The sequence below is a fragment of the Nonomuraea sp. NPDC049625 genome, assembly GCF_040675285.1.
Lineage (GTDB): Bacteria > Actinomycetota > Actinomycetes > Streptosporangiales > Streptosporangiaceae > Nonomuraea > Nonomuraea angiospora_A.
Genome location: NZ_JBFAOQ010000020.1, coordinates 53,115 through 65,873, shown reverse-complemented (window position 1 = coordinate 65,873; position 12,759 = coordinate 53,115). Strand labels below are relative to the sequence as shown.

At 68.7% G+C, this 12,759-nt stretch carries 13 protein-coding genes; 6 read left to right on the top strand and 7 right to left on the bottom strand.

The features are described 5' to 3' along the window. The first annotated feature begins 173 nt into the window (after positions 1 to 173). The 4 genes from AB0J87_RS53370 (at position 174) to AB0J87_RS53355 (ending at position 4,758) form a co-directional block, all read left to right on the top strand. Positions 174 to 2,018, top strand: a complete 1,845-nt coding sequence (locus AB0J87_RS53370) for a 2-oxoacid:acceptor oxidoreductase subunit alpha (protein ID WP_363981239.1) — start codon at positions 174 to 176, stop codon at positions 2,016 to 2,018. Beyond that, positions 2,011 to 3,057, top strand: a complete 1,047-nt coding sequence (locus AB0J87_RS53365) for a 2-oxoacid:ferredoxin oxidoreductase subunit beta (protein WP_350733553.1) — start codon at positions 2,011 to 2,013, stop codon at positions 3,055 to 3,057. The genes AB0J87_RS53370 and AB0J87_RS53365 overlap by 8 nt, the downstream gene beginning before the upstream one ends. A 61-nt stretch (positions 3,058 to 3,118) precedes the next feature. Then, positions 3,119 to 4,057 carry an NAD-dependent epimerase/dehydratase family protein gene (locus tag AB0J87_RS53360; RefSeq protein ID WP_363981236.1) on the top strand — a complete coding sequence of 313 codons (939 nt, stop codon included), beginning with the start codon at positions 3,119 to 3,121 and terminating at the stop codon, positions 4,055 to 4,057. Between the two features lie 44 nt (positions 4,058 to 4,101). Then, a complete protein-coding gene (locus AB0J87_RS53355; protein WP_363981233.1) occupies positions 4,102 to 4,758 on the top strand; it encodes a hypothetical protein in 657 nt (218 codons plus the stop codon). Here AB0J87_RS53355 and AB0J87_RS53350 read toward each other — a convergent pair. From AB0J87_RS53350 to AB0J87_RS53335, 4 genes are all read right to left on the bottom strand, one after another. After that, positions 4,755 to 5,384, bottom strand: a complete 630-nt coding sequence (locus AB0J87_RS53350; RefSeq protein WP_350733548.1) for a hypothetical protein — start codon at positions 5,382 to 5,384, stop codon at positions 4,755 to 4,757. The genes AB0J87_RS53355 and AB0J87_RS53350 overlap by 4 nt on opposite strands. Positions 5,385 to 5,406: 22 nt before the next feature. After that, positions 5,407 to 5,961, bottom strand: a complete 555-nt coding sequence (locus tag AB0J87_RS53345) for a hypothetical protein (protein ID WP_363981230.1) — start codon at positions 5,959 to 5,961, stop codon at positions 5,407 to 5,409. A 420-nt stretch (positions 5,962 to 6,381) separates the two neighbouring features. Beyond that, complete coding sequence (locus tag AB0J87_RS53340) at positions 6,382 to 7,305, bottom strand: right-handed parallel beta-helix repeat-containing protein (protein ID WP_350733545.1); 924 nt, start codon at positions 7,303 to 7,305, stop codon at positions 6,382 to 6,384. Beyond that, a complete protein-coding gene (locus AB0J87_RS53335; protein ID WP_363981227.1) occupies positions 7,305 to 8,117 on the bottom strand; it encodes a 2OG-Fe(II) oxygenase in 813 nt (270 codons plus the stop codon). The genes AB0J87_RS53340 and AB0J87_RS53335 overlap by 1 nt, the downstream gene beginning before the upstream one ends. Positions 8,118 to 8,208: 91 nt before the next feature. On the opposite strand from AB0J87_RS53335, the gene AB0J87_RS53330 reads away from it, so the two are divergent. Both AB0J87_RS53330 and AB0J87_RS53325 read left to right on the top strand, forming a co-directional pair. Next, complete coding sequence (locus AB0J87_RS53330; protein WP_363981224.1) at positions 8,209 to 9,147, top strand: glycosyltransferase family 2 protein; 939 nt, start codon at positions 8,209 to 8,211, stop codon at positions 9,145 to 9,147. Positions 9,148 to 9,184: 37 nt separating this feature from the next. Beyond that, positions 9,185 to 9,733, top strand: a complete 549-nt coding sequence (locus AB0J87_RS53325; RefSeq protein ID WP_350733541.1) for a dTDP-4-dehydrorhamnose 3,5-epimerase family protein — start codon at positions 9,185 to 9,187, stop codon at positions 9,731 to 9,733. On the opposite strand, the gene AB0J87_RS53320 is transcribed toward AB0J87_RS53325, so the two are convergent. From AB0J87_RS53320 to AB0J87_RS53310, 3 genes are read right to left on the bottom strand one after another with little or no spacing between them, the layout of a single operon-like run. Next, positions 9,622 to 11,028 carry an O-antigen ligase family protein gene (locus AB0J87_RS53320; protein WP_350733540.1) on the bottom strand — a complete coding sequence of 469 codons (1,407 nt, stop codon included), beginning with the start codon at positions 11,026 to 11,028 and terminating at the stop codon, positions 9,622 to 9,624. The two genes, AB0J87_RS53325 and AB0J87_RS53320, sit on opposite strands and share 112 nt — an antisense overlap. After that, a complete protein-coding gene (locus AB0J87_RS53315) occupies positions 11,025 to 11,759 on the bottom strand; it encodes a hypothetical protein (RefSeq protein WP_363981220.1) in 735 nt (244 codons plus the stop codon). Before AB0J87_RS53315 ends, AB0J87_RS53320 begins: the two co-directional genes overlap by 4 nt. A gap of 9 nt (positions 11,760 to 11,768) precedes the next feature. After that, positions 11,769 to 12,575 carry a hypothetical protein gene (locus AB0J87_RS53310; RefSeq protein ID WP_363981217.1) on the bottom strand — a complete coding sequence of 269 codons (807 nt, stop codon included), beginning with the start codon at positions 12,573 to 12,575 and terminating at the stop codon, positions 11,769 to 11,771. Between the last annotated feature and the right edge of the window lie 184 nt (positions 12,576 to 12,759).

The following is a 12,759-nucleotide window of genomic DNA, read 5'->3' as shown; positions in this document are numbered from 1 at the left end:
ATGCGCGGGATGCAAACGCGTGACCTTCCGAGGATCTAGCATGGATACAGAGAACGCGCCCCGGGCAACCGCGCCTCGGGCGTCGAGGAGGACTGAGCCGTGACCCAGCGCAGCGAGGGCACAAACGATGAGCACAGTCGAGTTTCGTTCACAGCACTGACGAGGGAGGCGCTGTGAACAAGCAGGTCCAGCAACTCGACCGCGTGATCATCAGATTCGCCGGAGACTCCGGCGACGGCATGCAGCTCACCGGCGACCGCTTCACCGCGGGCACGGCGGAGTTCGGCAACGACCTGTCGACGCTCCCCAACTTCCCCGCCGAGATCCGTGCACCCGCAGGCACCTTGCCGGGTGTGTCGAGCTTCCAGCTCCACTTCGCCGACCACGACATTCTCACGCCCGGCGACGCGCCGAACGTGCTCGTGGCCATGAACCCGGCCGCTCTCAAGGCCAACCTGGGCGACCTGCCCAGAGGCGCGGACATCATCGCCAACATCGACGAGTTCACCAAGCGCAACCTGCAGAAGGTCGGCTACGACGCCAACCCGCTGGAGGACGACTCGCTCAGCGAGTGGCGCGTGCACGCGGTGCCGCTGACCTCGCTCACCGTCAAGGCCCTCGAAGGCTTCGAGCTGTCCAAGAAGGACGCCGAGCGGTCGAAGAACATGTTCGCGCTGGGCCTGCTCAGCTGGCTCTACCACCGGCCGACCGAGCACACCATCAAGTTCCTCGAGCAGAAGTTCGCGAAGAAGCCGGACATCGCCAAGGCCAACATCGCCGCCTTCCAGGCGGGCTGGAACTACGGCGAGACCACCGAGTCCTTCTCCGTCTCGTACGAGGTCAAGCCCGCCCAGCTCGCCCCCGGCGTCTATCGCAACATCTCCGGCAACCAGGCCCTCGCGTACGGTCTGATCGCCGCCAGCGTGCAGTCCAAGCTCCCGCTGTTCCTGGGCTCCTACCCGATCACCCCGGCCAGCGACATCCTGCACGAGCTGAGCAAGCACAAGCGGTTCGGCATCCGCACCTTCCAGGCGGAGGACGAGATCGCGGGCGTCGGCGCGGCGCTCGGGGCCGCGTTCGGCGGGGCGCTCGGCGTGACCACCACGTCCGGTCCGGGTGTGGCGCTGAAGGCCGAGACCGTCGGCCTGGCGGTCACCACGGAGCTGCCGCTGCTCATCGTGGACGTGCAGCGCGCGGGGCCGAGCACCGGCATGCCGACCAAGACCGAGCAGACCGACCTGCTCATGGCCATGTTCGGCCGCAACGGCGAGTCCCCGGTGCCGATCGTGGCGCCGATGTCGCCGAGCGACTGCTTCGACGCCGCGATCGAGGCCGCCAGGATCGCGGTCAAGTACCGCACCCCGGTCATGCTGCTCTCGGACGGCTACCTGGCCAACGGCTCGGAGCCCTGGCGCCTGCCCGAAGTTTCCGACTTGCCGGACATTTCGCAGCCCTTCACCGAGGCCCCCAACGGCGCCGACGGCGAGTTCCTGCCGTACAAGCGTGACACCGAGACGCTGGCCCGCCCGTGGGCCATCCCCGGCACGGCCGGCCTCGAGCACCGCATCGGCGGCATCGAGAAGGCCGACGGCACCGGCAACATCTCGTACGACCCGAACAACCACGACCTGATGGTCCGCACGCGTGCCGCGAAGATCGCCGGCATCGACGTGCCGGAGCTGGCGGTCGACGACCCCGACGGCGACGCGAAGGTGCTGGTCATCGGCTGGGGCTCGACGTACGGGCCGATCGCCGCGGCCGTCCGCCGGATCAGGCGGAACGGCGGCAAGGTCGCCCAGGCCCACCTGCGCCACCTCAACCCGCTGCCGGCCAACACCGGCGAGGTGCTCAAGAGCTACGACAAGGTGCTGCTGCCGGAGATCAACCTCGGCCAGCTCGCGCTGCTGCTGCGGGCCCGCTACCTCGTCGACGTGATCAGCTACAACCGTGTGCGCGGGCTCCCGTTCAAGGCCGAGGAGCTGGCCGGAGTCATCCAGGACGTGATCGACAGTGACTGAGCTCGTTAACGGGAAGGGCCTGTCGCTCATCCCCAAGACCGACGTCAAGCAGACCCTGAAGGACTTCAAGTCCGACCAGGAGGTCCGCTGGTGCCCCGGCTGCGGCGACTACGCCATCCTGGCCGCGGTGCAGAGCTTCCTGCCGGAGCTGGGGCTCAAGCGCGAGAACATCGTGTTCGTGTCGGGCATCGGCTGCTCGTCGCGGTTCCCGTACTACCTCAACACGTACGGTTTCCACTCGATCCACGGTCGCGCGCCCGCCATCGCGACGGGGCTGGCCGCCTCCCGGCCCGACCTGTCGGTGTGGGTGATCACCGGTGACGGCGACGCGCTGTCGATCGGCGGCAACCACCTGATCCACGCGCTGCGCCGCAACGTCAACCTGAACATCCTGCTGTTCAACAACCGGATCTACGGGCTGACCAAGGGCCAGTACTCGCCCACCTCCGAGGTCGGCAAGATCACCAAGTCGACGCCGATGGGCTCGCTGGACAAGCCGTTCAACCCGATCTCGCTGGCCCTCGGCGCCGAGGCGTCGTTCGTGGCCCGCACCATCGACTCCGACCGCAAGCACCTGCAGTCGGTGCTGCGCGAGGCCACCGCGCACCGCGGCACGTCGCTGGTGGAGATCTACCAGAACTGCAACATCTTCAACGACAACGCCTTCGAGCAGCTCAAGGACCCCGAGGTCCGCGACGACATCACGCTGCGCCTGGAGCACGGGCAGCCGATCGTGAGCGCCTCCAAGGCCGTCGTGCGGGCGGCCAACGGCGGCATCGAGGTGGTGGCGCGCGACGGCGTGAGCGAGGACCAGATCCTCGTGCACGACGCGCACGCTCCCGACCCCTCGGTGGCCTTCGCGCTCAGCAGGCTGGACGAGCCGGCGTTCGAGCACGTGCCGATCGGCATCTTCCGGCAGATCGACCGGCCGGCGTACGACGTGCTGATGGCCGAGCAGCTCGAGGAGGCCGTGGCGCAGAAGGGCCCCGGCGACCTGAGCGACCTGCTCCTTGGTGGAGACACCTGGCGCATCGGCTAGTTGATGATTAGATGGAGCCGTCGGCCCGAACGGCTCCATCTTCCACGGAGGTCAATCCACGATGTCGTATTGGCCGGAGACCGTGGTGCTGGTGACAGGGGCGGCCGGATTCATCGGCTCACATCTGGTGACGCGCTTACGAGCGCTCGGCGCTCAGGTGCACGCCGTCAGCCGCCGCCCCCAGCAGGCTCGCCATGGCGAGACCTGGCACGTGGCGAGCCTGAGCGACGCCGACGCGACGACGCGGCTCTTCCGGTCGGTACGGCCGACGCTCCTGTTCCACCTCGCCGGTGAGGTCACCGGATCGAGAGGCGACGAGGTCCTGCGCGCCACCCTGGAGAGCAACGTCATCGGCGGGGTCAACGTGCTGGCCGCCGCGCACGAACGCGGCATCAGGACCGTCTTCACCGGCTCCATCGAGGAGCCGCGCCCGGGCAACGACCAGGCGCCGCCGTCGTCGGCGTACGCGATGTCCAAATGGGCCGCCACCGGCTACGCGCAGCTCTACCACCGGCTCTGGGACCTGCCCGTCACCGTCCTGCGCCCCAGCATGGTCTACGGGCCCGCCCAGCCCGACACCACCAAGCTCGTGCCGTACGTGACGCTCTGCCTCCTGCGGGGCCAGCACCCCCGGCTCACCAAGGCCACCAAGCTCGCCGACTGGATCTATGTCGACGATGTCGTCGACGCGTTCGTCCTGGCGGGCGAATCAGACAAAGCCATCGGACACACGCTGGATATCGGCACCGGCGTCAAGACCCCGGCGCACGAGGTCGTCGAGCGGATTTATCGGATCACCGGCACGAGCACGCGACCCGAATTCGGCGCCACCCCCGATCGCCCGCACGATATTACGCAGGTCGGCGACATAGCACCGGCCGCGGACCGGCTCGGCTGGCGTCCTGTCACGGAATTGGACGAAGGGTTGCGCCGAACTGTCGATTGGTATGCGTCGCAAGAATGTCACAAAGAATCGCACGCTCAGCCGGGCCCGGGATAATTCTGGGAGCATAGAGGTACTTGTCTGGCCGGAGGAGCGCCTTTATGAGCCGTCTTAATGCCCTGCGCAGCCGTTTCGTGGACGCTCCGGACTCGCTGGGGGCCAAGGCACGGGCGCGAAGGTGGCAGTGGTTCGCCGACCGGTTCCCCGACCTCGACCAGATGAGCGTGCTCGACCTCGGCGGCACGGCCGGGGCCTGGATGCGCGCCCCGGTCAGGCCGGCCCACGTCCACATCGTCAACCTCGAGCAGCCGCCCGCCGACCTGCCGGGATGGCTGCGGGCCGATGTCGCCGACGCCTGCGACCTACCGGCGTCGATCCGTGGCACGCGCTACGACCTCGTCTTCTCCAACGCGGTCATCGAACACGTCGGCGGGCACCAGCGCCGGCAGCGGTTCGCCGACACCGTGCACGAGATGGCCGACCGGCACTGGGTGCAGACGCCCTACCGCTATTTCCCGGTCGAGCCGCACTTCCTGTTCCCGGGGTTCCAGTTCCTGCCGCTCGCCGCGCGGACGACGATCCTGCGCCGCTGGCCGCTCGTCCACACCCCGACCTCCGACCGCGACGCCGCCCGGATGATCGCCATGGAGGTCGAGCTGCTCAGCGTGACCGAGATGCGGCACTACTTCCCCAAGTCCCAGATCCGCTTCGAGCGGCTGGCCGGGCTGGTGAAGTCAGTCATCGCGATCCGCACCTAGTCCGCGGCCAGCACGCTCGCGCCGCCGCTCTCCCAGGTGTTGCCCTTCCAGACGTTGCCGGGCCCGTTGGAGTCCCAGTACGACACCGGGCCGGCGGAGCCGCCCTTCGGCCACACCTTGCGGCTGAAGACGTTGTCGATCACCTTGATGTTCGAGGACAGGCCCTTCCGGCCGGCGCCCGCGTAGAGCGACCAGCCGCCCCCGGCCAGCAGGTTGCCCTGCACGGTGACGTTGCGGGTCACGCCGAAGTCCTGGAAGAGCGCGATCGCGCCCGTCTGGTCGAGCGTGTTGATCACGGTGTTGCGCCGGATGATCAGCTCGGTGCCGGCGGCGGCGGTGCCCGTTGACATGATCATGTCGGTGTGGTCGCCGGAGTAGTACTTCGGGTCGTGCACGTACGAGTCCTCGACCAGGCCCTGGTCGGTGAGGATGCCGTTGGAGATCGTGTGGATGTCCACCCGGCGCACGGTGATCATCTTGCCCTGGTTGAGGATGCCGAACTGGGTGCGCTGCTTGCCGTTGCCGAAGATCTCGCTGTCCTCGACCTTGAGGCCAGAGAAGCCCTCGCGCTGGAGGATGCCCCAGTAGTCGGTCTGACCGCGCACCCGGGTGTTGCGGATGGTCACGTTGTCGGCCTCGACCGTGATGTCACCGGTGATGTCCCAGCCGTCGATGACCTTGCCGTCCTCCTTGATGACGATCGAGCCGGTCTTGCGGACCAGCTCGGTGCCCTCGGGGACGCCCGTGTTCCCGGGCCCGGGCCAGCCACCGCTCGGCGGCGGTGCGGTCGTCGGCGTCTTCGTCGGCGTCGGAGTCGGAGTGGGAGTACCGGGAGACGTCTTCGTCGGAGTAGGAGTACCGGGAAGCGTCCCGGTGGGAGTCGGCGTCGGCGTCCTGGTGGGAGTCGGGGTCCGGGTCGGGGTGGGGGTCCGGGTCGGGGTCGGCGTCACCGTCGGAGTTGGGGTCGGCGTCCGGGTCGACGTCACCGTCGGAGTCGAGGTCGGAGTCGAGGTCGGCGTAGAGGTCGGCGTGGGCGTCGCAGGAGGAGGAGTAGGCGTCCTGGTCCTCGTCGGCTGAGGCGTCGGTGAGGAGATCAGGGTCGGCGTCTTGATCGGCGTCGAGGTCGGAGTCGCGGAATCGCCGGGCTCCGGCGTCTCGGTCGGCCTGCGCGTCGGCCGCGAGGTCGGCTTCTTGGTAGGCCACCGGGGCCACCACCAATGCCCCTTGGTCTTCCGTGGCCGCGGGCTCTCCGTGGTGGGTCGCGGCCGGGACTTCTGACCGGCGGCAGCCCGCGGTGAGACCGAAGCCCGTGCTCCCCCGCTCGCGTCCGTCAGGGCCGCCTGAGGCTTCAGCACATCAGAGGCGATGACGCCGTATCCGCCCGCCAGCACCGCCACGGCGGAGACACCGGCCAGGGATAACCACCCGGTCCGCCTCTTACTTCGCGTACTCCGCCGATGCCTTGACACAGGTGACTCCTTCCGATCACGGCCATATCGAGTCCCCAAGGGGAGAGAGTAGCCATGCCGGAAGCACTAAGAGGGGCTTTTTGCCGAAAAAGGACTCCTTTACCCCTCAATTCCCAGAAAGCTCAGCTTTCTCAATGATGATCAAAAAAGCATGTTATCCCGGACTTACCGCCCCACCGTTTTCCCAGGTGTTACTGTGCCACGTATTTCCGGGCCCGTCCTTATCCCAATAAGAAACCGGCCCGGCAGACCCGCCCTTCGGCCACACCCTGCGGCTGAAGACGTTGCCGATCACCTTGATGTTCGACGAGGTGCCCTTGGCCCCGGCGCCCGCGTACAGCGACCAGCCGCCCCCGGCCAGCAGGTTGCCCTCCACCGTCACGTTCTTGACCACGCCGAAGTCCTGGAACAGCGCGATCGCGCCCGTCTGGTCCAGCGTGTTGATCACCGTGTTGCGCCGGATGATCAGCTCGGTCCCGGCGGCGGGCGGCCCGGTCGACATGATCATGTCGGTGTGGTCGCCGGAGTAGTACTTCGGGTCGTGCACGTACGAGTCCTCGACCAGGCCCTGCTGGGTCAGGATGCCGTTGGAGATCGTGTGGATGTCCACCCGGCGCACCGTGATCATCTTGCCCTGGTTGAGGATGCCGAACTGGGTCCGCTCCTTGCCGTTGCCGAAGATCTCGCTGTCCTCGACCTTCAGCCCGGTGCGCCCCTCGCGCTGGAGGATCCCCCACCAGCCCTTGGTGCCGCGGACGCGCGTGTTGCGGATGGTCACGTCGTCGGCCTCGACCGTGATGTAGCCGGTCACCTCGACGCCGTCGATGACCGTGCCGTTCTTGGTCACCCGGATGGACCCGGATTCGCGCAGCGGCACGCCGCTGGGCACACCCGTGTTGTCCGGTCCCGGCCAGCTCCGCTCGGCCGGGTTCAGCGGCGGGGCCGAGGCGGACGTGGTCGGGGTCGTGGCGAGCGACTGGGTGGCGAGCGGCTTGTCCTGGGCGCCGCCGTTCTGGCACCCGCTCAGCAGCACGACCAGGCCCAGGCCGAGACACCAGCCTATGGCGGACGACCTCACTAGGCGTTGGGCTTCCGGCCGCCGACGAGGTCGGCCAGCGCCGGTGGCGTCCAGCGCTTGGCGACCTGGCGCAGGTTGCTCTTCCACGCCTCACCGGGCCGCTGCTTGAACAGCGTGGTGTGCTCGTCGGTGGCCTCTTCCTCGGGCCGGCCGTTGGAGTAGTAGTACAGCGCCATCGAGCGCCGCGCCCGGTCCGGCGGGCAGGTCAGCGGGTCCGGGTGCCCGTGGTTGGCGTCGTCGGTCGTGGCGAACACCACGAACCGGTTGAAGAGCGGGAGGATCTTGCCCTCGCACTCGGTCATGTCCTTGTTCCACAGCTGCAGGTGCCCGCCGTAGCTCTCCTCCCAGTCCTTGTTGAGGTAGAGCAGGCCGTTGAGCCGGCGGTCGAGGTTGAGCTTCCGGCTCTTGTTGAAGTCGGCGTGCACCTTGAGGAAGCCGCCCGGCCGGATCTGGTGCAGGCCGCCGCCCTCGAAGTGCGGGTCGGAGACGAGCTGTGTGATGCCGGTCAACCGCTCCAGAAACTGGACGAACACCCCACTGTTGAACTCCGCCAGCAGGTGCCGGGTGGCCGGCCCCATGCGCTCGGTGTCGGCCAGCGCCAGCTTCACCTCGCGCGCGGTGTCGAACCGCTGCCAGGTGGCGTCCCGCGGCTCGGGGAACTCGTCGAGGACGGGCTCCAGCACCTCGGGCGGCAGGAAGTCGTCGATGACCACATGGCGGAACGGCGAGGCCGTACGGAACTGCTCGGAATACTTGTCCGCCAGCGGGAAGAGGTCATCCCGGCGGAAGGTGAAAGCCTGCAGATCCTGCATGAAATGTGTCTCCGTCTCTACGACACCGCGGCCCCTACCTCGTCATCGCCTCAGCCGTGTCAGCTGTTACCTGTAACGCTCCATTGCTGGGGTGCGATGGGGACATGTGAAGCCCGGCTGCCCCCGAGTCGCGATCGTGATCGTGACCTACAACAGCGCTCCGGTCCTCGGCGGTTGCCTGGCCTCTCTGCCCGAGGGCGCCGATGGGGTGGATCTCGCGGCCGTCGTCGTGGCGGACAACGCCTCCAAGGACGACTCGCTCCGCATCGCCGAACAGACCGTCGGCCTGCCCATGCGTCCCGTGCCAGTGGGCAGGAACGCCGGGTACGCGGCGGCGATCAACGCCGGCATCGCGGCGCTCGACCTCCACGAGCTCGACGCGATCTTCGTGATGAACCCCGACTGCCGCCTTCGCCCCGGTTCGCTGGCCGTGCTGAGCGAGGCCCTCGGGCGTCCGGGCACCGGCATCGCCGTCCCCCGGCTGATCAGCACCGAGGGCGTGCTCCACCACTCGCTCCGCCGCACGCCGGCCGTACGCCGCGCGCTGGCCGAGGCGGTGCTCGGCGGGCACCTGGCGGGCCGCGTCGGCGCACTGGGCGAGATGATCGTCGATCCCGGCCGCTACGAGCGACCGGGCCCTGCCGACTGGGCCACCGGGGCCGCCATGCTCATCTCCGTCGCGGCGCTCACCGAGGTCGGCCCGTGGGACGAGTCCTTCCTGCTGTACAGCGAGGAGACCGAGTACGCGCTGCGGGCCGCGGACGGGGGCTGGAGCCTCTGGTACGAGCCCGCCGCCGTGGTCGAGCACATCGGCGGCGAGGCGAAGACCAGCCCGATGCTGGCCGCGCTGCTCACGGTCAACCGCGTGCGGCTGTTCCGGCAGCGCCGGGGCAGGATCGCGAGCGCGGGCTTCTATCTCGCGGTCCTGCTCGGCGAGGCCATGCGGGCCGCCGCGGGCCGCCGCACGGCCAGAGCGTCGGTCGTGGCCCTCCTGCGGCCCTCCCGCCGGTTGCGGACCCTACCTGGATGAGTTGCGTTGCGGGCCCTACCTGGATGAGAGGAACACCATGAGAGTCGAGCACCTGGAGCTCGAAGGCGTGCTGCTGTTCGTGCCGGCGCCCAGCCACGACGATCGGGGCTTCTTCACCAGGACCTTCGACGCCGTGATCGCCGCCGAGCACGGGCTGGACCACACCGCGTTCGTCCAGGACAGCCAGTCGCGCTCGCGCCTGGGCACGATCAGGGGGATGCACGGCCGCTCGGGCCGGGGCGAGGCCAAGCTGGTACGGGCCGCGCACGGCGCGGTGCTCGACATCCTGGTGGACGCGCGCCCGGCGTCGCCGACGTTCGGCTCCCACATCACCGTCCGGCTCGACGACGTGTCGTTCGCGCACCTCTACGTGCCGCCGGGCATCCTGCACGGCTACCAGGCGCTGACCGAGCACGCCGACGTCTGCTACCGCATCGACAGGGAGCACGACCCCGCCGAGGACCTGGCCGTCCGCTACGACGACCCCGACCTCGCGCTGCCCTGGCCGTTGCCGGTCACCGCGATCAGCGAGCGCGACAGGTCGGCGGGCTCCTGGAAGGAGCTCAGGACCATCTTGTCCGCCTGATCCCGCCGCTCGAACCGCAGCAGCGCCCCCGCCGCGCCGACCAGCAGGAACATCACGCTGGTGATGCCGGGGAAGGAGAGCAGGTCGAAGGTGGCCGCCCCCAGCAGCGGGATCACCAGGCAGGCGGCGATGGTCAGGCCCAGGTTGCGTACGTTCGGATCGGAGCTCAACCGGCGGACCCAGAGGGCCACGACGATCCCGCACCCGATCACGCCGACGAACCCCAGCACGCCGAGCACCCCGGTCTCGACCAGTGACAGCAGGTACTGGTTGTCGAACACCTGATGCTTGAACGGGTACCAGGTGCCGAGCCCGCGGCCGAAGACCGGGCTCTTGTCGAACTCCCGCATCGCGAACGGGTAGTCGTGGGTGCGGTAGATGATGCTGCTGTCCTCGCCGGCGCCGGCGAACAGGTTGTAGAACGTTCCGATCAGGCCCGGCGCCAGGACCTTCATGAAGCCCAGGAACACCACGAACGCGCCGATGGTGACGATCCGGCGCCGGTTGGACCAGCCGAGCAGGAGGATCAGCCCCGCCCCCGCCAGGCCGAGCACGGCGGTCCTGGAGACCGAGAACATCAGGCCGGCCGCGATGATGACGGCGCAGATCCACCAGCGGGTCGCGGCCTCGCCGCGGCTGCGCGCCTGGAAGCCGAGATGCGCGGCCAGCGGCAGCAGCATCGCCGACACCGCGCCGAACTCGATCGGGTGCCCGAGCGTGCCGGCGACGCGGCGCAGGTCCGACCGGGAGATCACGGTGGGCACCTCCTCGACGGAGGAGTGGCGCAGCCCGGGGATCTGCATGTACTTGGTGAGGTCGAAGTCGAGCCTGAACTGCAGCAGGGCGACGATCGCCGCGAACGTGCCGCCGATCACGACCGCCTTGAGCACGAAGTCGAGGCGCTCGCGGCTGTCGATGCCGTCGCAGACCATCAGCAGCAGGCTCACGTAGCCCGCGTAGAGCACGAACGTGTGGTCGGAGAGGTTGAGCTCGTCGGACGGCAGGTACAGGTAGGTCGTGTACCCGTAGATCGCCAGCAGGAGCATGCCGTACACGAAGATTGAGGTGCGGACCGGGTTGCCGCCCTTGGCCACGCCGGTCGTACTGATCATCTGGGCGCACACCCACACCACGCCCAGCACCAGAGCCATGATCTCGGCGGGCGTGAGCGACAGCGGAAGCCCGGCCACCGCCAGGCGGGCCGGCAGCATCAGCAGGACCACGACGAAGAAGCAGACCAGCGTGGCGCCGTCGGCGCGCCGGAGCGGCCGCTGGGCCAGGTTGGCCCCGGTCATCCTTCGCGTCCAGCCAGCGACCGCGTTCCGTTGCTCGCGACGGGCTCGTAGAGTCCGAGCTCGGGCGGCGTCGGGCGACGGCGGGCCCGGCGATGGCGGGCGAAGCTCTCGGCCGCGAAGGCGGCGAACAGGCTCATGAAGAACGCCAGCGCCCCGGTGACCACCGCGCTGCGCATCCGGCTGCCCTTCTTCTCGTCGGGTTGGGTGGGCGGCACCACGACGGTGGCGCTCACGTAGGTGGTGGGCGGCGCCTTGACCTGCTGCTGCCGGGCGCGCAGCTCCTGCTGGGCCAGCTGGGTGACCTTCACGACGATGCCGTGGGCCAGCTCGGCGCTCGGCGCCTCGCAGGTGATGACGATGAAGGGGGTCGCCGGCATCATCTCGGGGTTGGTGCCGCCGCTGGTGATCTTGAGCGTGATGTCGCCGCCGATCGGCGCGCCGACCTTGGCGACCGCCTCAGGGGTGTTCAGCGCCTGGATGAGTATGGACGAGGTCATGCTCAACCCTTGGTCGAAGGAGACCAGGGGGTTGGTGCGGGGGTTGGGGAACCTGGGGTCGCTCGGCACGCTGCCGCCGGTGACCGGCAGGGTGAGGACGAGCGCCGAGCTGGAGATGAAGGTCTTGGGCGCCACGGCGAAGACGCCGACGGCTCCCACGACCGTGAGCAGGAAGGCCGGAATCGTCACGTACCACCGCTTGAACAGAACGGTCGCCGTCGCCCAGAAGTCCATGCGCGGGCCTCATCCCTCGCCGTTGTCCTGGGTCGCCTTGCCGGGCCAGGGCACGGGCGAGAGAGGCTCCCCCCGGTAGATGGGGAACTCCATGGTGCTGGAGCTGTCCTCGTCGAGCTCCGCCCGCTCGACGGGCTCGTCCGCCTGCGCCGCCACCGGCTCCGGCGCCTGCGCCGTCACGGGAGTGACCACCGGAACCGCCACCGGGACCGCCAAGGGTGCCGCCAGGGGCACCGCCGGGGGTAGCGGGGGCTCCGGCTGCTTGGGCGCGCGCCTGGTCACCACGCCGTAGGCGATGCCGAGGCCCAGGAGCAGGCAGAGCACGGCGCCGCCGAATGCCCCCTGCCAGTTCACGCTGTGGTCGGCCTCGGGGGTGGACGGCGGCACGATGTCGGTGGACGTGATGAAGGTGTTCGGCGGAGCGCCGAGCGCCTTCTGCCATTTGAACAGCTCGGTCGCCACGCGCTCGCGCGCCGCCATCAGCACGGCCGTGGCCTGCCGAGGAGACTCGCTGTCGACCCTGATGTAGATGTAGGGCCCGTTGATGTCCAGGACGTTGGGGTTGGAGCGCCCGTCGTCGATCGTGATCTCCGTCGGGCCGTCCTTGGGCGCGCCGAGCTGCGTCCAGACGTCCTGCGTGTTCATCGACAGGATGACGATGCTCGCCCCGGTCTTCAGCGCGTCGTTGAAGGAGAGGAACGGGTTGGTGAGCCCCTGCTTGGTCTTGTCGGAGGGGACGGTGCCCCCGTTCACCGGCGTGGCCAGCACGAGGGAGACATCGGTCGTGTAGTGCGCCGGAATGACCGTGTACACCACAACGCCCACCAGGATCGAAAGACAGATCAGTGGCGGGCCAATGAGAAGTCGGCGGAGAAGACCAAGGATCGTCTTCCAGAACTCCATTTTGGTACGTTCCCCCGCATCAGCAATGCTTGCTCTATAGCGGACCATCGCCCATTCGCGGCCAGACGTTACATCTCCGTAGAACGGTTACACCGCG

Coding starts and splice junctions, on each gene's coding strand:
- AB0J87_RS53360 (WP_363981236.1), top strand. CDS start 3,119: ATGTCGTATTGGCCGGAGACCGTGGTGCTGGTGACAGGGGCGGCCGGA.
- AB0J87_RS53335 (WP_363981227.1), bottom strand. CDS start 8,117: ATGCAGGATCTGCAGGCTTTCACCTTCCGCCGGGATGACCTCTTCCCG.
- AB0J87_RS53320 (WP_350733540.1), bottom strand. CDS start 11,028: ATGACCGGGGCCAACCTGGCCCAGCGGCCGCTCCGGCGCGCCGACGGC.
- AB0J87_RS53315 (WP_363981220.1), bottom strand. CDS start 11,759: ATGGACTTCTGGGCGACGGCGACCGTTCTGTTCAAGCGGTGGTACGTG.
- AB0J87_RS53325 (WP_350733541.1), top strand. CDS start 9,185: ATGAGAGTCGAGCACCTGGAGCTCGAAGGCGTGCTGCTGTTCGTGCCG.
- AB0J87_RS53355 (WP_363981233.1), top strand. CDS start 4,102: ATGAGCCGTCTTAATGCCCTGCGCAGCCGTTTCGTGGACGCTCCGGAC.